This window comes from Faecalibacter sp., assembly GCF_057177045.1.
The window spans coordinates 2,000,922-2,018,036 of sequence record NZ_CM169987.1 but is presented as its reverse complement, the minus strand read 5'-3'; the positions used below and the strand labels follow the sequence as shown (position 1 = coordinate 2,018,036).

Below are 17,115 nucleotides of genomic sequence, written 5' to 3'. Positions count from 1 at the left end.
TTATTTAATCATTAATTTTATAACCTATTCCTTTGATGGTAGAGAATCGATCATTTCCAAATTTTTCGCGCAATTTACGCATATGAACATCAATAGTACGACCACCTACAACGACTTCATTTCCCCATACTTTTTCTAAAATTTCTTCTCGTTTAAACACGCGTTCAGGATTAGAAGCTAACAATGCAATCAATTCAAATTCTTTGCGAGGTAATAAGAATTCTTCATTTTGAAAAGTTACTTTATATGTTTCACGGTTGATTTCAAAATTATTCAATTGGATTAATTCATCAGGAGCAATCTCATGGGTGTTTTTTAACTTTAATAACGCATTTAATTTACTGATTAAGACTTTTGGTTTAATCGGTTTTAGAATATAATCATTTGCTCCCGCTTCGTATCCTGCTAATTGCGAAAAATCTTCCGCTCGTGCTGAAAGAAATACTACTAAAGTATCTTTAAACGAATCCAATTTGCGTAATTCTGTACACATTTCCATCCCATCCATAAGTGGCATCATCACATCCAATAGAATCAAATCCGGTTTAAAAATTTTTGCCATTTTCAATCCTTCAATGCCATTTGATGCAGTTTCAATTTCGAAACCTTCTTTTTTTAAGTTGTAACCAATAAATTCTAAAATATCTGGTTCGTCGTCAACTAAAAGTATTTTGATGTTTTTCATATTATGGTAGGATTAACATTGATTTAATCTGCAGGTAAAATTAAGGTAATATTCTGATGTATTTATTGATCATGAACTTCTTAACATTGATTTAAAGTTACTAAAATTTGATAACAATTCCGTAACGAAACCTTTACAATTAGGAAAAGTGTTTTTATTTGATAGTCAGCAATTTTGTGTCAAACAAACACGAAAAATGAAAAAGAATTTAACAATGCTATTGGCCTTATTAAGTGCTGGTGTATTTGCACAGAGCCATGTCGAAGTAAAAGGAGTTCTTTACAATGAACAGACAAAGGAGCGATTATCGGATACCAAATTTACCATTGATGATATCGGGATTGAAGCTCATACTGATCATGATGGAAATTTTACCATCGAGGTGCCTGAAGATGCATATGAAATTGAACTCTTAGTGGAAGGTTTTCAACGTACGAAGCAAACCATTAGTTCAGAACAAGGTATTCAATTTTATTTGATTCCAGAAAAGATAAAGTCAGAAGATATCGATCTTTCTACTGCTGTAGTTACCGTTCAACGCAATAAAGCGGCCGAAGCAAATCTGTTGAATTTGCAAAAAAAATCCACTCAGATGATAGAAAATATCGGAGAAGTGGAGATGAACCGCAAAGGGATTAGCGATGCAGCAGGTGCTGTGGCAAAAATGTCTGGTGTCGCCAAACAAGAGGGAACAGGAAATGTTTTTGTAAGAGGATTAGGAGACCGTTATAATTCGACATCATTAAATGGTTTACCGATTCCTTCAGAAAACCCAGCAAATAAAAATATCAAGTTGGATCTATTTTCAACAGATATCATCGAATATATCTCGATGTTTAAAACTTACAATAGTAGAATCAATGCTGATTTTGGTGGCGCTAATGTAGATATCACTTCAAAGAAATACGATGGAAAAGGTTTTATACAAATTGGTTTAGGAACTTCTGTTAATTCCAAGGCCATTGATAATAAAGCTTATCAATTACAAGACGGTCCAAATTATTGGGGATTCAAAAAGACTTCTATTCCATCAAATGTTTTAGGAGGTTATCATTTCCAAAATAGTTTAAATCCTGTGTTAAGACCATCAATTGGAGGTTCGATGAATGTAAAAGGAGGAAAAAGTTATCGATTCAATAATGGATCAAAATTCGGATTTTTTGCTTCAGTTTCATTCGATAGTAAGGGAGAACGTTTGGACCAAGGGGTAGCACGAACAGTGGATGCCCATGGAAATGGAATAAAAGATTTTCATCAATTCACAAGCAACCAATATAATACCAATACCACGGGATTAGTTAACCTATTCTATGATATTAATCCGCATCATCAACTTCGAGCAAATAGTATTTTCATCAATCATTCTTCTCAATCGTTCAATGAATACCGCGGTTATGTGCGTGATATCAATGAGAATGAAAATGGTTTGGTTCGTCGTGCTACGTTTGAACGAAATACTTTATTCATCAATCAATTATTGGGTGATCATAAAATCAGCGAACGATCGGAATTCAATTGGGGAATTTCTTTTAATACGATAAAAAGTGAAATGCCCGATCGTATTCAAAATACAATGCGATTTGCCGATGGTCAGTATTTCTTAGCAAGTCAGGATGCTTCATTAAGTCATCGTTATTTCCAAGAATTAATTGAAAATGAATGGGCAGCGAACTTAGCCTACAGCTTAAAATTTGGTGTAGATGGATCGGATTATAAAGCGAAATTATCGGTTGGTTATCAAGGACGTTTGAAGCAACGCGAATTGGAAGCAAATCAATTCAATTTAAAAATCAATCGAGGTGATATCGCTGTAAATCCAAATCAATTGGACGATTTCTTCAATCCAATAAATTATGGTTCTTATTTCTTGATTTCTACTTTCGACAGCTACAATGGAACCTATCGCCCACAAGAATATACAGGAGAACAAAACATTCAGGCAGGATTTGCGGAATTCGAATATCATTTTTCAGATCAATTAATGGCAATTGTTGGTTTACGAGGAGAATACATTCATCAATTGGTGGATTGGCGAACAGCTTTATCCGAAGGTAAAAATGAGTTTGATCAATTTGAAGTCTTACCAAGTTTAGCGGTGCGTTATAAGATGAATGATAAAAATAATCTACGTTTTGCCGCATCTAAAACTTATACGTTACCACAATTTAAGGAACGTGCCATGTTTGTGTATGAAGATGTAACAGAAATTGAACGAGGAAATCCAATGCTATATGCGTCGACGAATTACAATGCTGATTTAAAATGGGAGTGGTTCCCCAAACAAGGTGAAATTTTATCGGTAGCTGCTTTTGGAAAATATATTTTAGATCCGATCAATAAAGTAACCATCGCTTCATCAGCCAACGATCAATCCTATGCCAATACGGGAGATTGGGGATATGCCATCGGAGTTGAGGTCGAAGCAAGGAAAGCAATTATAGATCATAAAGGAGATCATCCAGAACAATTAACCCTTGGGTTGAATGCGGCTTATATGCACACTAAACAAGAATTAAACGATCATAAAGTCTTTGAAGAAACCTATTTCAATGGTGGGCGAATCAACACCAATTTCACATTTGCTGAAGATCGTTTTACAGGTGCTTCCGATTTAGTTTTAAATGCAGATGTTTCTTATTCAAAGAAATGGGAAAAAGGATGCAGCTTATTAGCAACAGTCGCTTACAACTATTTTTCTGACCGATTATATTCACTGGGAACAGAAACGAGAGGAAACCAAGTGGATAAAGGATTTGGAACTTTAGATTTCATTCTAAGAACAATGGTTAATGAAAATATCGGAATCAATTTCGCTGCAAAAAACCTATTGAATCCGGATATCCGTCGTGTTCAAGAAAACTTGAATGGAGCAGTAGATATTTTGAGCTATAAGCGAGGAATGAACTTCAGCTTAGGGATCAACTACAAATTTTAAAATCAAACAACAAACATAAAAAACAATGAAAAAATCAGTATTTAAAGTTTTAGCACTTTTAGCCGTATCATCCGTAACCTTTATAAGCTGTTCTAGTGATGACGATTCAAATGATGGAGGAACAAACCCTTTAGGATTCGTTGCGAATCCAGCCGATTTTAAAGGAGAATTAAAAGCAGGAGATAATGTAACGTTAGATCCATCAAAAGTATATTACTTAACAGGAAAATTACAAGTGAATGATGGAGCCAAATTAACGATACCAGCAGGTACTAAAATTGTAGCAAACGGAGGAACATCATCATTTGTAGCAGTAGCACAAGGAGGACAAATCTTTGTGAATGGAACAGCGACAAATCCCGTAGTGTTTACTTCAGAAAATCGCACACCAGGCGCTTGGGGAGGAGTTGTACTTTGTGGGAAAGCTCCAATCAATAAAGCTACAACTGCATCAGCAGAAGTATCTGAATTAACGTATGGTGGATCGGTTTCTAATGACAATTCAGGAGTGATCCAATATGCACGTATCGAATATGCTGGAGCAGCCTATAATTCTGAAAAAGAATTTAATGGATTGTCTTTATTTGGAGTGGGTTCGGGAACAAAGATTGAATATGTGCAATTGCACGAAGGAGCAGATGATGGAATTGAATTCTTTGGTGGAACAGTGAATACAAAATACATTGTGTCGACAGGAAATGAAGATGATCAATTCGATTGGACTGAAGGATGGAATGGGCAAAATGAGTTTTGGTTTGCAAAAGCGGGGTTAGGACGAGGAAATCGAGGTGTAGAAGCAGATAATAATTCCAATAATCATTCATTAGGACCAATTTCAAATCCAACGATTAAAAATATGACTCTAATCGGTTTAGGTGGCGATTATAATGGGGCAGAAAATCAAGCGTTAAAATTACGTGTTGGGACGAAAGGAAAATTAGAAAATGTTGTGTTGGCGAATTGGGCCAAAGGAATCGATATTGAACACGATGCAACTTTAGCGGGAATTCCTACCGATTTATATGTGAAAAACGTACATTTCATTAATGTAACGACGACAGCGTCGGGAAAAAAATCGGATGGAACTGTTGCAGATGTAACAGCTGCATTTACGATACAAGAAAATAATGGTGCAGGAAATGGAGTAAATGCACCCACTTGGACTCAAGGTTGGACCGTAGGATTATAATCTCAATTATAATAAAGTGCTAAAAGAATAGTACTTCGTGTTTGTAATCGCCTTTTTAGAAAAATTTATTTTAAGAAGGCGATTTTTTTTAAATAAACGTTAAATGAAGTCTTTGATTTAAAATTAGTTATTTAGAAAAAGTCCAAATTGCTTAAAGAGTTGTACATTTGTAGCTGCAAATAGAAATTCATTAATCACAAATGGCATTAACTGAGAAACAAATCGATGCTATTGGAGAACAATTGGTCGATAAGTTCAAAACGATTTTCGATCCTGAAATTCCAGTAGATATTTACGAATTAGGTTTAATCTACGACGCCCATATTAACGAGGAAGGAGAAGTAAAGGTTTTAATGACTTTAACTTCACCAAACTGTCCTGTTGCTGAATCTTTGCCTACAGAGGTAGAGCAGAAAGTAGAAGAAATCGAGGGTGTATCTAAAGCTTATGTTGAAATTACATTTGATCCACCTTGGGAAAGAGATATGATGAGCGAAGAAGCAAAATTTGAATTAGGGATGTTATAATAACATTCCTTTTTTTTGCAATCTAATAAACCTCCCATTTTATAATCTTGATGCAAGAATTGCAATAAATGATAATAATACATCTAAAAATTAATTTGTATTTTAATACAAAATTTTAAAAATCAATCTTTATGACAGCTATTTATATCATTCTAATTTTATCCGCAATTATAATTTATCTGGGAATTTTTACTGTAAAACAACAAACAGCAGCAGTCATCGAGCGTTTTGGAAAATTCCATAGTATTCGTAATTCTGGTTTACAATTTAAAATACCTGTTGTAGATAAAATAGCGGGCAAATTATCGCTTAAAATTCAACAATTGGATGTGGTGGTAGAGACAAAGACCAAAGATGATGTATTTGTTCGCATCAAAGTTTCAGTACAATATCAAGTAATAAAAAATCAAGTATATGATGCTTTTTATGAATTAGATAATCCATATACTCAGATTACATCTTTTGTTTTTGATGTAGTTCGAGCTGAGGTTCCAAAACTGCGATTGGATGATGTGTTTGAGAAGAAAGACGATATTGCAGTTGCTGTTAAAAGTGAATTACAAGAAGCCATGAATTCATATGGTTACGAAATTATAAAAACATTAGTTACGGATATTGATCCTGATGAACAAGTAAAGCATGCTATGAATCGTATTAATGCGTCGGAACGTGAAAAAATTGCTGCACAGTATGAAGGAGATGCCCAACGCATATTAATCGTAGAGAAAGCCAGAGCTGAAGCAGAATCAAAACGTTTGCAAGGACAAGGAATTGCCGATCAGCGTCGAGAAATTGCAAAAGGATTATTAGAATCTGTAGATGTATTAAATGGTGTAGGAATTTCGTCACAAGAAGCCTCAGCATTAATTGTTGTGACACAACATTATGATACGTTACAAGCCATTGGTGAAAAGTCTGGAAGTAAATTGGTTTTATTACCCAATTCTCCAACAGCTGCTTCTGAAATGCTAAATACCATGGTAACGTCATTTACTGCGGCACATGAATTAAATGATCCCAATCATAAATCCTAAAAAAAACCTCAACCAATTGGTTGAGGTTTTTTGCTTTTAAATATTCACAAAATGATTTTTCTTGTAGTTTACAACGGCCTGTGTGGATATCTTTTTAAAAGCATCATAGATATATATATTAACAAATCCTGAGTACAATAATGATATTCCAATCCAACTAATTTGTGATGTCTTAACTAATTCTAGTTTCCATACTAACATTCCTCCTAATCCAAATAAGATAAAACTACTGACTAAAGCAATGATGCCTTTGTGTGGTGCATGAGATAAAACATCTAAGCCTAAATTGAAAGAAATTGTTGATCTAAAAATTAATAAAATTCCAATATAAAACGATAAAATTTCCACATAATGTGTTTGTTCTGTTTGAATGATTAGCCCAATAGAAGCAGTGAAAATACCCAAAGCAATATTCCATTTCTTGTTCGAATTTTCCTTTTTCATTTGTAAGGCATATATAATTTCTAATGCTCCAATTCCAAAAAATACAAGGCTAAAGAAATGCAGTAAATCATTTATATCCTCAATAATATCGAGCATCGTAAAAATTCCTGTACATGCAAGAAAAAATGCGGTTAAAAATGGAAAAAATTCAAAGGGTAGAAAATTTTTAGAAAATAAACGTTTTACCATATGATAAGCTTTTGGGTTTCTAGATTATAAGGTATGGAAAATATTTAATATTTACCTAAACCAAATTATTTCAAACTATTGAACATCATATTTTAGATTAGAAATAAGCTGTAATTTTGAGTTTCTAAAATAAAATACACGATGAAAGTAGGTATAGAAACCTTATCAATATATGTTCCAAATATTTATTTATCAATTAGAGAATTAGCCGACAAACGTTCGATTGATCCCGATAAATTAGAGTTAGGTCTTGGCTTAAAGAAGATGGCCATTATGGATGCAGATGAAGATACTGCTACCATGGCTGCTAATGCAATTTTGAAATTAATAACAACAAATAACATTCATCCTTCAACAATTGGCCGCGTTTATATGGGGACTGAAAGTTCGTTGGATGGTGCTAAACCTACTGCGACTTATGCTGTTCAAATGGTTGAACAAGTGCTAGCAGAACAATACGGTGAGCGTGTGTTTAAACATACAGATGTTGTGGACATGACATTTGCTTGTATTGGAGGAGTGGATGCATTGCATAATGCATTAGATTTTGTACGTGTAAATCCAGATCAGAAAGCAATTGTTGTGGCATCAGATTACGCAAAATATGGTCTAGAAACCGGTGGGGAATATACACAAGGTGCAGGAGCTGTAGCTGTATTGATTTCGAATCAACCTAATTTAATTGAAATTGAAAATAAATGGGGTATTGGAATGGAATCTGTTTTTGATTTCTTCAAACCTCGTCAAACTTCGTCAGAAGAATCAATTTTATCAACGCTACATACAACCAAAAAAGAAATTGAAATTTTTTCAGATGAACCTGTTTTTGATGGACATTATTCAAATGAATGTTATAAAGCAAGAGTTCGAGAAGCTTATTTTAATTTCAAAGAAAAATACAATGTGACAGGTAAATTATATGAGAATTGGCGTTATATCGCTTTCCATCTACCATATGCTTTTCAAGGAAAACGAATGTTTAATGATGTATATGCATTAGAAAATGGAGAAGACAATTCAAATGAAAATTTAAAACTTGTTTCAAAATCAGACGGTTACAAATCGCTTGTTTCAGAAAAATTAGAACCTACGCAAAGAGCTTCTTCAGAAATAGGAAACATGTATACCGCTTCTATCTTTACTGCTTTAATTTCTGCATTACAAGTTAGTTTTGATCAGGATGAAGCATTAGCAGGTCAAAAGATAGGATTTATAGGATATGGATCTGGATCCAAATCTAAAGTATTTGAAGGTACTGTGGCTGCTCATTGGAAAGAGGTCATGAAGAATGTGAACTTATTTGAATACTTAAATCAAAGACAAGCCATTAGTTTTGAGCAATACGAAAATCTCCATAATAAAGGGGTAAAACAGCCGATTGCTTCAAGAAAAGGTTTTGCATTAGAACGAATTGAGAAAGAAATGATTAATTTAGAAGGCGCAAGATACTATACCTATAAATCATAAGAGAACATGAAGAAAAAAGCAATCATTTTATTCAACCTTGCATTAATGACAAGTTTAAGTGCTCAGAGCTATAAAAAAAGCTATCCGGAAACGAAGAAAGTTAATCACGTCGATAAATATTTCGATGCGGAAGTTAAAGATCCTTACCGTTGGTTAGAAGATGATTTATCTGCTGAAACAAAGAAATGGGTCATCGAACAAAATAAAGCGACTTATGCTTATTTGAACGAAATTCCATTACGCACGCAGTTAAAAAAATCATTAACTGAAATTTACAATTACGAAAAAGTATCTACTCCATTTGAGGAAGGAGACTATACTTATTATTACAAAAATGATGGTTTACAACAGCATTCTGTATTATACCGTAAATTAGGTGAAGATGGAAAAGAAGAAGTTTTTTTAGATCCAAATACTTTTTCAAAGGATGGTTCAACTTCTTTGTCTGATGTAGAATTTTCGAAAGACGGATCTTTAGTTGCTTACTCCATTTCAGAAGGTGGTTCGGATTGGCGTAAAATCATTGTTTTAAATGCAAAAGATAAAACGGTTGTAGGAGAAACTTTAGTAGATGTGAAATTTTCTGGAATCGCATGGAAAGGAAATGAAGGATTTTATTATTCGTCATATGACAAGCCAACTGGTTCTGAATTGTCTCAAAAAACAGATCAACACAAATTATATTTTCACAAATTAGGGACACCTCAAAAAAAGGATCAATTAATTTTTGGTGGAGGTGAAACAAAACGTCGTTATGTTGGAGCTTATTTAACAGATGACGAAAAATATTTGATTATTTCTGCAGCAAATACTACAACAGGTAATGAATTATATTACCAAGATTTAACGGTAGAAAATGCTCCAATTAAAACCATATTAGGAGATTTTAATTCAACAACAGGTGTGGTTGAAAATGAAGGTGATACCTTCTATCTTTTAACGAATCGTAATGCACCGAATAATAAGTTGGTAAAAGCCAAATTATCCGATATTGCTAACGAATCAAAATGGGAAACGGTTATTCCAGAAACAAAAAATGTATTATCGGTTTCTACTGCAGGAGGATATTTCTTTGCAAAATACATCAAAGATGCAATTTCGGTTGTAGAGCAATACAAATACGATGGAAGTAAAGTTCGTCAGATTGAATTACCAGGTGTGGGAAGTGCATCAGGATTTGGAGGAAAGAAAGATGATAAAGAAATTTTCTTTGGATTCTCAAATTATGTGACTCCTTCAACAAGTTATAAATACAACATCGAAAAAGGTACTTCAGAAGTTTACATTAAACCTAATGTAAAATTCAATTCAGAAGATTTCATTTCAGAACAGGTATTTTATACTTCTAAAGATGGAACAAAAGTACCTATGATTATCACCTATAAAAAAGGGTTAAAGAAAAATGGAAAAAATCCTACAATAGTCTACGGATATGGAGGATTCAATATTTCTTTAACGCCTTCCTTTAGTCCTTCTACTGCAGCATGGTTAGAAAATGGTGGAATTTATGCTGTAGCAAATTTACGTGGTGGAGGTGAATATGGTAAAGAATGGCATGATGGGGGTCGACAATTTAATAAATTAAATGTATTTAATGATTTCATCGCAGCTGCAGAATATTTACAAAACAACAAATATACTTCTCCAGATTTTACCGCTTTATCAGGAGGATCGAATGGAGGATTATTGGTTGGTGCAACCATGACAATCAATCCAAAAATTGCAAAAGTTGCTTTACCGGCAGTTGGAGTTTTAGATATGTTACGCTACCATACCTTTACTGCAGGTGCAGGTTGGGGATATGATTATGGAACAGCAAATGATTCAAAAGAAATGTTTGAGTACTTAAAAGCTTATTCTCCAGTACATAATGTAAAAGAAGGTGTGTGTTATCCTGCTACATTAGTAACAACAGGAGATCATGATGATCGTGTAGTTCCTGCTCACTCGTATAAGTTTGCTGCAGAATTACAAGCAAAACAAAGTTGTGATAATCCTGTACTAATTCGTATTGAGACGAAAGCAGGTCATGGTGCTGGACGTTCGACTGAAGTAATTATTAATGAAACAGTTGATAAATACGCTTTCACATTATGGAATATGGGAATCAAAAAATTAAAATAATTATCAACAAATAAACTCTAAATCCATCTGAATTTCTCGGATGGATTATTTTATTTTTATCAAAATATAATCAGATATGAGTACAAAAACATACGCAGCATTTAACGAAATAGATCCTTTAGGACCACATACTATAGAACGCCGTCATTTACATCCAAAAGACGTTTTTATTGACATTGATTACTGTGGAGTATGTCATAGCGATATCCATACCGCCAAAGGAGATTGGGGAGTTCCTAATTATCCTGTAGTACCAGGGCATGAAATTATCGGTCGTGTGAAAGAAGTAGGATCAGAGGTGACTAAATTTAAAGTTGGAGATTTAGTGGGAGTAGGATGTTTAGTAGAGTCTTGTCAACATTGCCATCCTTGTGAGGAAGGATTAGAGCAATATTGTGAGAATGGTTCAACAGGAACATACAATTCAAAAAACTCAAAATACGGAGGAATTACTTACGGAGGTTATTCGGAGAATATTGTAGTAGAAGAAGGATTCGTGCTACATGTACCAGAAAATATTGATGCCGCAGCTGCTGCACCTTTATTATGTGCTGGTATTACAACATGGTCGCCTTTACGCCACTGGAATGTGAAAGAAGGAGATAAAGTTGGAGTGATTGGACTAGGTGGTTTAGGACACATGGGGGTAAAATTTGCTAAAGCAATGGGAGCACATGTCGTGATGATTACTACATCTGAAGCAAAAGGAGAGGACGCGAAGAAATTAGGAGCCGATAAGGTTTTAATTTCAAAAGATGGAGAACAGATGAAAGCGCATCGTAATTCGTTTGATTTCTTATTGAATACTATTCCTGTCAAACATGATGTAAATCCTTATTTGCAATTGCTAAAATTGGATAAAACCATGTGTATGGTAGGGGCTATAGAACCTTTAGAATCCATCCACGGAGGATTATTAATTATGAAACGTAGAAACCTTGCAGGATCATTAATTGGAGGAATCAAAGAGACTCAAGAAATGTTAGATTTCTGTGGAGAACATAATATTGTTTCTGATGTAGAAATGATTGACATCCAAAATATCAATGAAGCCTACGAACGCATGATGAAATCAGATGTAAAATATCGTTTTGTAATTGATATTAAATCTTTGAAAGAATCATAAAAATGAAATATAAAAAAAGGCATTCCATAGGAAATGCCTTTTTTTTTGGTAATAAAGCTTCTATTATTGAGCAGCTTCTTCAGAAACAGCAGCAGAATCAGTAATTACATTTTCTACTGAATCAGCAGAAACTTCTGGAGTTTCAACAGCTGTTGAATCGATGGCAGCATTTAATGTGTCTACAACTTCTACTTCTTCAACAGGAGATTCAACTTCTTTGTTTCCATTACAAGAAATTGCTGTAAATGATAATGCTACGATTGCTACTAATGCTAAATTTTTCATCTGATTATTTTTTTTAATTATTTTAAAAATGATTCGATTGTTGTTTTAAATCGATGGGTCAAAGTTAGGGTGAGGTGATTATAAATCAAGGAAATATGGTTGTAATCACATTGAAATTAATTTGCTTTTATTTTACAAAACTATAGGATGATCTAAAATGTGAAATAAAGGTCATTTTGATACGATAAATCATTATTTTTGTTTTATTTGTAAAGCATAACATCTGATTTTATAAAAACAGAAATTATTTTACAAACCATTATATATCAACCGTATAATTAATTAAATTGAGCAAGTTTACAGATATAGAAATTTTTGAAATTCTGAAAAAATCGATCGCTGAACGGTTTTTAGAGGAAAATTCTGCTCAATCCACAGATTTATCGAAATGGAAAGGACAAGAAATTGTTGTTTTTCAAGAAGATTTGTTCAATAAAACCAAATCCACGGTGAGTGAAAAATGGTTTTATACCTACTTCAAATCCGATTTTAAAAAATTACCACGTATTGATATGCTAAACTTATTAGCTCAATATTGTGGCTATAAAAGTTGGGCACATTTTTTAAGGCAAAAAGAAATTGAAATATTTGGAAAATCGGATCAAGTAGTGGAACCATTTGTTCTGAATCGTCCAATAGAGCCTGCCGTTGAAGAAGTTGTCAACGAAACCGTTAAAGAAGAACATAAATCTGTTGAGCAAGAAACGAATACTACGCTTTCTGAGAAGGAAACACCAGAAGGAATAAAAGATAAAAGTTCATTAAAGAAGGTAGCCTTAATAACTTCTATAGTAAGTGTGATTTTGTTAGGGGCAATTGGTGTTTATTTGGCTTTTTTTCAAACCAAAAATTATGAATTCTGTTTTGTAGATTCTGATCGTCAAGCATTGGTTAAAAATTCGGTAGAAGTAACCATCCTTCGACAAGGATTTACTCCACTTTATTTAACATCGAAGACAGGATGTATTAATTTTGAATCAGGGAGCGATACAGTACGTATGGTTGTATCTACACCTTATCACAAATTGGATACCTTCCGAGTAAATCTTCATCACTACCGTCAACCTGAGAAAATTCTTTTAGAACCCGATGATTATAAAGTTATGCTTTATTATTATTCGAATTCAGCTAAAGATTTAAAACAACGTATGGCTAAATTAAATCAAATGATTGATGATAATGCATTGATTTATCAGGTCTATGATAATGATTTTTTTGGGGTTGAAATTTTAACCAAACAACAATACATAAATCTTGTTTCCTTACCGACCACTTCGTTGAAGAATTTTTCTTTAATCGAATCTGAAAGTAAAAATGGAAAAATCGTGAAACTTAAATTTAAAATTCAGCAAGATGAAGAAGATAATTAAACTGATGAATTTGTGTTTGTGCGCACTTTTATCGATTTGGATCATATATTCTTGTAAAAATGATACAACATACGATGGAGATTATAATCCTGAAGTGATTAAAGGATATAAGAACGAATCTTCTTCGGTTAATACGAAAATGGATTCGATTGAAGCCGTTAATTTTATTTCGAAACGTAAATTGCGTGAATTCTTCGAGCTTTCTGTTTTAGCTTCTAATAATAATGATAGTGTCGTTCAGCATGCTTTGATAGAACAATTACGCAGTTATTTCTCAGAAGACAATGTTTCGGAAGTAGATACGTTATTAGCCAATTTAAAACGTAATAAAATTCATTTTATATCGGTAGCAAAATTCAATATTATTCCCAATGATAGTATTACTCCAGATACGATAAAAAGTGCAGAATATGCGTTAAACCTTTTCAACAAAGACAAAAAATTAGTAAAAACGGTCGATCGAAAATCTGTTTTTGTTTTAAAACAAGAACCCATCAAATTTAAACGAGAGTTCAAATTTTATTTTAAAACATTAAATGAAGCCAAAGATTCGATTCAGAATGATACGATTTCTTCAGGAGTTACAAGATAATTTAAGGGTATATCGCCTTCATAGGCATCTTCAATAATATCAATAGGTCTAAAGTATGTTAGGCCTATTTTTTTTGTGGTTGGTCGACAACGTGATAAGAATTTATCATAATATCCCCCACCATAGCCTACACGATTTCCACGTTGATCGGCAACAAACATTGGAACAAAAACCACATCGATTTCTTTGGAATCAATTTCAGTATATGCGATGGGCTCAGGAATGTGCAAGGCATTTAATTCCGTCTTAAAATGAGGTTCTACTTTGCAGTTTATCATATCATCACCTATTACTAATGGAGTAACAACAGATTTTCCGAGTGAAAATAACCAATTGATTAGCGGATAGGTATTAATTTCATTGTTTTTTTCAATCGGTAAGAAAATGTGAAAGTTTTGATCTGAAGTAAAATCGAAATGCTTGATATGATGAAAAATTTGTTCACTTTTAGACGCTACATCTTCCGGCGTGTATTCTTTTCGTTTTGCTCTATACCATTTTCTTGCTTCCGCTTTTAACATGTTTCTTCGATTTATTCTAAGATATGAAATATATTCATAAAAAAAGCCATCAATTACTGATGGCTTTTTTATAGTGATGATATAACTAAAAATTAAATTTCTTTTACTGTAATGATGTTCACAGGACAAGCTTTTGCTGCGCGTTCGCAGTTATCTGCAATCCCGTGATCAGGATCTTTCAGGGTATGAAATCCTTTCTTATCCGTTGATTTTAATAACACCGATTTTCCATCTTTTTTAGACATACGAAAACGTTCTGGTGCTAATTCATAACAATAGTTACATCCAATACATTTATCGCGTTGTAGAGTAATTATGACCATTCTTCAAGCTAAATTTTAGTGAGAGTACGCACCTTCTTCCACAGCGTTTTGTTGTGTTCCAGGTTCTTCTACTTTTACTAATTTGTATAATTTATCTGAAGGACGGATACGGAAATCCATTGGGATTGTAATACTATCACCTTTTTTAGCGATTTCAGATTTTACATCTTCTACCATCATTTCAGTAACCACCATTTCTTTGGCACCTGTTGTGGGACCAGTAACTAAAATTGTATCCCCAATTTTTAAATCATAAGCGTCGATTACGAATTGACCAATGTTCGCTTTTGGGAAGAAGTGAACCCCTTTTCCGATGTACACTTTCTTTTGAGTGGCCATTGATCCTGGAACTGCAGACCATTCCCCTAATTTTTGACCTAAATAATATCCAGACCAGAAACCACGGTTATATACAGTTTGTAATAATCCCATCCAGTAATCTACTTTCTCTTTTGTGTAAGTTCCGTCAGCGATTGCGTCGATTGCCTCACGATAACAACGAATAACGGTAGCCACATACTCAGGAGCACGACCACGACCCTCGATTTTTAATACTTTGATTCCTGCATTTACCACTTGGTCTAAGAAATCCATTGTACATAAATCTTTAGGCGACATCATGTATTCGTTATCTAATTCGATTTCGAATCCAGTTTCCTGATCGATTACTGTATATTTTTTACGACAGTTTTGTTTACAAGCTCCACGATTTGCTGAAGAGTTGTGCGAGTGTAAGCTTAAGTAACATTTTCCAGAAACAGCCATACATAATGCACCGTGTCCAAAAATTTCGATTTCTACTAAGTTACCACTTGGTCCACGAACGTCATCTTTAACGATTAATTCGCAAATCTTTTCTACTTGTTTTAAACTCAACTCACGAGATAATACCATGGTATCAGCAAACATTGCATAGAATTTTACTGTTTCGATATTTGTCACGTTAATTTGAGTCGAAATGTGAACTTCCATTCCAATTTGTCTTGCATAGGCAATCACTGATTGATCCATAGCAATAACAGCTGTAATGTTAGCTTCTTTCGCTTTATCTAATAACACTTTGATCAACGATAAATCGTGATCATAAATGATTGTATTTAATGTAAGGTAAGAACGTACACCTTTCGCTTCACAACGCTCTACAATTTCTGGTAAATCACCCATTGTAAAGTTGATTGATGCTCTCGCACGCATATTCAGCTGATCAACACCGAAGTACACAGAATCAGCACCATTATCTAATGCAGCTTGTAACGATTCGAAGTTCCCAGCGGGAGCCATCAATTCTATTTTTCCATCTTTGGTCATACGAAAATTCTGATTTTAAGGTGCAAAGGTATAAAATTTTAAAGGAATTTTATAATGAATTAAAATTGAGAATGTTAATTTAAATCTAAGGTTTTGAATAATTTAATTCATTCGAAGTGATGGATTTATATCCATTCAAAAGCTAACTTGGCTTAAAAACATATCAAAATCGAACAAATTTTACCTTAATTTTGTAGCATGCAAATAGAAAGTCTTCAAAATCCTAAAATTAAAAACTTGCTGAAATTGCAAGAGAAATCGAGAGAACGTAAAAATCAAGGGTTATTTATTGTTGAGGGAACTCAAGAAAATGAATTAGCCATAAAAGGTGGATATGAAGCGGTTGAAATTTATATTTGTGAAGACATTTATGATTCTTCAATCAAATTTGGAAACCCAAGACGTTTTGAAATTACGCGTGCAATCTTTGAAAAGTTAGCTTATCGTAAATCAACAGGTGGAATAATTGGTGTGTATAAAACGAAAGCTTCAAAATTAGAAGATTTAAACTTACCAGAAAATCCATTGGTTGTTGTACTAGAAGCCGTAGAAAAACCAGGAAATCTTGGTGCAGTTTTAAGAACAGGTGATGGAGCAAAAGTAGATGCGGTGATTGTCTGTGATGAAACGGTGGATTTCTTTAATCCGAATGTCATACGTTCTTCCGTAGGGACGTTGTTTACCAATCAAATTGCATCGGCATCTAAAGAAGAAGTTTTAGCCTATTTAGAGGAACGAAATATTCAAGTTGTATCGACGTTTTTACGCGATGAAACAATCAGTTTATACGAAGCAGATTTCACATCAGGATCTGCGATTATATTAGGAACTGAAGCAACAGGTTTATCTGATTTTTGGGCGGATCATTCAGCGGCTTTAATCAAAATTCCAATGTTAGGATTTGTGGATTCATTAAATGTGAGTAATGCTGCGGCAATTTGTGTCTACGAAGCCGTAAGACAAAGAAGTAAATAATATTTATATTGTAATAAAAAA

Annotated in this window: 16 protein-coding genes; 10 read left to right on the top strand and 6 right to left on the bottom strand. The window is 33.6% G+C overall.

Annotation, left to right across the window (positions count from 1 at the left end):
* Positions 1 to 4 precede the first annotated feature (4 nt).
* Entirely contained in the window at positions 5 to 685 is a 681-nt protein-coding gene (locus tag AC1QSP_RS09435; RefSeq protein ID WP_484078480.1) for a response regulator transcription factor, read from the bottom strand.
* Positions 686 to 881: 196 nt separating this feature from the next.
* On the opposite strand from AC1QSP_RS09435, the gene AC1QSP_RS09430 reads away from it, so the two are divergent.
* From AC1QSP_RS09430 to AC1QSP_RS09415, 4 genes are all read left to right on the top strand, one after another.
* Positions 882 to 3,620 carry a TonB-dependent receptor domain-containing protein gene (locus AC1QSP_RS09430; RefSeq protein ID WP_484078479.1) on the top strand — a complete coding sequence of 913 codons (2,739 nt, stop codon included), beginning with the start codon at positions 882 to 884 and terminating at the stop codon, positions 3,618 to 3,620.
* A gap of 25 nt (positions 3,621 to 3,645) precedes the next feature.
* Complete coding sequence (locus tag AC1QSP_RS09425; protein WP_484078478.1) at positions 3,646 to 4,809, top strand: hypothetical protein; 1,164 nt, start codon at positions 3,646 to 3,648, stop codon at positions 4,807 to 4,809.
* A gap of 200 nt (positions 4,810 to 5,009) precedes the next feature.
* Positions 5,010 to 5,336 (top strand): SUF system Fe-S cluster assembly protein, encoded by a 327-nt coding sequence (locus AC1QSP_RS09420; RefSeq protein WP_322971535.1) that lies wholly within the window; start codon positions 5,010 to 5,012, stop codon positions 5,334 to 5,336.
* Between the two features lie 131 nt (positions 5,337 to 5,467).
* Positions 5,468 to 6,370: an SPFH domain-containing protein gene (locus tag AC1QSP_RS09415; protein ID WP_322971536.1), complete on the top strand. Its 903-nt coding sequence runs from the start codon at positions 5,468 to 5,470 to the stop codon at positions 6,368 to 6,370.
* A gap of 36 nt (positions 6,371 to 6,406) precedes the next feature.
* Here AC1QSP_RS09415 and AC1QSP_RS09410 read toward each other — a convergent pair whose 3' ends face one another.
* Positions 6,407 to 7,003 carry a hypothetical protein gene (locus AC1QSP_RS09410; protein ID WP_484078477.1) on the bottom strand — a complete coding sequence of 199 codons (597 nt, stop codon included), beginning with the start codon at positions 7,001 to 7,003 and terminating at the stop codon, positions 6,407 to 6,409.
* 141 nt (positions 7,004 to 7,144) lie between these two features.
* Between AC1QSP_RS09410 and AC1QSP_RS09405 the strand changes: the two genes are divergently transcribed.
* From AC1QSP_RS09405 to AC1QSP_RS09395, 3 genes are all read left to right on the top strand, one after another.
* Positions 7,145 to 8,470, top strand: coding sequence for a hydroxymethylglutaryl-CoA synthase family protein (locus AC1QSP_RS09405; protein WP_484078476.1), 1,326 nt, complete (start codon positions 7,145 to 7,147; stop codon positions 8,468 to 8,470).
* 6 nt (positions 8,471 to 8,476) lie between these two features.
* Positions 8,477 to 10,594 carry a prolyl oligopeptidase family serine peptidase gene (locus AC1QSP_RS09400; protein WP_484078475.1) on the top strand — a complete coding sequence of 706 codons (2,118 nt, stop codon included), beginning with the start codon at positions 8,477 to 8,479 and terminating at the stop codon, positions 10,592 to 10,594.
* Positions 10,595 to 10,670: 76 nt separating this feature from the next.
* Entirely contained in the window at positions 10,671 to 11,720 is a 1,050-nt protein-coding gene (locus AC1QSP_RS09395) for an NAD(P)-dependent alcohol dehydrogenase (RefSeq protein ID WP_484078474.1), read from the top strand.
* A 63-nt stretch (positions 11,721 to 11,783) separates the two neighbouring features.
* Here the strand turns inward: AC1QSP_RS09395 and AC1QSP_RS09390 are convergent, their stop codons facing one another.
* Entirely contained in the window at positions 11,784 to 12,005 is a 222-nt protein-coding gene (locus AC1QSP_RS09390; protein WP_484078473.1) for a hypothetical protein, read from the bottom strand.
* Between the two features lie 287 nt (positions 12,006 to 12,292).
* Between AC1QSP_RS09390 and AC1QSP_RS09385 the strand changes: the two genes are divergently transcribed.
* Positions 12,293 to 13,375: a hypothetical protein gene (locus tag AC1QSP_RS09385; RefSeq protein ID WP_484078472.1), complete on the top strand. Its 1,083-nt coding sequence runs from the start codon at positions 12,293 to 12,295 to the stop codon at positions 13,373 to 13,375.
* Positions 13,359 to 13,967 (top strand): hypothetical protein, encoded by a 609-nt coding sequence (locus tag AC1QSP_RS09380; RefSeq protein ID WP_322971543.1) that lies wholly within the window; start codon positions 13,359 to 13,361, stop codon positions 13,965 to 13,967. Before AC1QSP_RS09385 ends, AC1QSP_RS09380 begins: the two co-directional genes overlap by 17 nt.
* Here the strand turns inward: AC1QSP_RS09380 and AC1QSP_RS09375 are convergent.
* The 3 genes from AC1QSP_RS09375 to AC1QSP_RS09365 form a co-directional block, all read right to left on the bottom strand.
* On the bottom strand, positions 13,931 to 14,488 hold the full coding sequence (locus AC1QSP_RS09375) for a 5-formyltetrahydrofolate cyclo-ligase (RefSeq protein WP_484078471.1): 558 nt from the start codon (positions 14,486 to 14,488) through the stop codon (positions 13,931 to 13,933). The two genes, AC1QSP_RS09380 and AC1QSP_RS09375, sit on opposite strands and share 37 nt — an antisense overlap.
* 92 nt (positions 14,489 to 14,580) lie before the next feature.
* Positions 14,581 to 14,811, bottom strand: coding sequence for a ferredoxin (locus AC1QSP_RS09370; protein WP_484078470.1), 231 nt, complete (start codon positions 14,809 to 14,811; stop codon positions 14,581 to 14,583).
* Positions 14,812 to 14,826: 15 nt separating this feature from the next.
* The gene (locus AC1QSP_RS09365) at positions 14,827 to 16,119 is read right to left on the bottom strand and encodes a peptidase U32 family protein (RefSeq protein ID WP_322971546.1); all 1,293 of its coding nucleotides are present in this window, start codon (positions 16,117 to 16,119) and stop codon (positions 14,827 to 14,829) included.
* A gap of 198 nt (positions 16,120 to 16,317) precedes the next feature.
* Between AC1QSP_RS09365 and AC1QSP_RS09360 the strand changes: the two genes are divergently transcribed.
* Entirely contained in the window at positions 16,318 to 17,094 is a 777-nt protein-coding gene (locus tag AC1QSP_RS09360) for a TrmH family RNA methyltransferase (RefSeq protein ID WP_484078469.1), read from the top strand.
* The last annotated feature ends 21 nt before the right edge of the window (positions 17,095 to 17,115 follow it).

Excerpts from the sequence above, each read along its gene's own strand:
- AC1QSP_RS09370 (WP_484078470.1), bottom strand. The coding sequence starts at position 14,811 with ATGGTCATAATTACTCTACAACGCGATAAATGTATTGGATGTAACTAT.
- AC1QSP_RS09410 (WP_484078477.1), bottom strand. The coding sequence starts at position 7,003 with ATGGTAAAACGTTTATTTTCTAAAAATTTTCTACCCTTTGAATTTTTT.
- AC1QSP_RS09395 (WP_484078474.1), top strand. The coding sequence starts at position 10,671 with ATGAGTACAAAAACATACGCAGCATTTAACGAAATAGATCCTTTAGGA.
- AC1QSP_RS09360 (WP_484078469.1), top strand. The coding sequence starts at position 16,318 with ATGCAAATAGAAAGTCTTCAAAATCCTAAAATTAAAAACTTGCTGAAA.
- AC1QSP_RS09435 (WP_484078480.1), bottom strand. The coding sequence starts at position 685 with ATGAAAAACATCAAAATACTTTTAGTTGACGACGAACCAGATATTTTA.
- AC1QSP_RS09420 (WP_322971535.1), top strand. The coding sequence starts at position 5,010 with ATGGCATTAACTGAGAAACAAATCGATGCTATTGGAGAACAATTGGTC.
- AC1QSP_RS09365 (WP_322971546.1), bottom strand. The coding sequence starts at position 16,119 with ATGACCAAAGATGGAAAAATAGAATTGATGGCTCCCGCTGGGAACTTC.
- AC1QSP_RS09400 (WP_484078475.1), top strand. The coding sequence starts at position 8,477 with ATGAAGAAAAAAGCAATCATTTTATTCAACCTTGCATTAATGACAAGT.
- AC1QSP_RS09380 (WP_322971543.1), top strand. The coding sequence starts at position 13,359 with ATGAAGAAGATAATTAAACTGATGAATTTGTGTTTGTGCGCACTTTTA.
- AC1QSP_RS09405 (WP_484078476.1), top strand. The coding sequence starts at position 7,145 with ATGAAAGTAGGTATAGAAACCTTATCAATATATGTTCCAAATATTTAT.
- AC1QSP_RS09375 (WP_484078471.1), bottom strand. The coding sequence starts at position 14,488 with ATGTTAAAAGCGGAAGCAAGAAAATGGTATAGAGCAAAACGAAAAGAA.
- AC1QSP_RS09425 (WP_484078478.1), top strand. The coding sequence starts at position 3,646 with ATGAAAAAATCAGTATTTAAAGTTTTAGCACTTTTAGCCGTATCATCC.
- AC1QSP_RS09415 (WP_322971536.1), top strand. The coding sequence starts at position 5,468 with ATGACAGCTATTTATATCATTCTAATTTTATCCGCAATTATAATTTAT.
- AC1QSP_RS09390 (WP_484078473.1), bottom strand. The coding sequence starts at position 12,005 with ATGAAAAATTTAGCATTAGTAGCAATCGTAGCATTATCATTTACAGCA.
- AC1QSP_RS09430 (WP_484078479.1), top strand. The coding sequence starts at position 882 with ATGAAAAAGAATTTAACAATGCTATTGGCCTTATTAAGTGCTGGTGTA.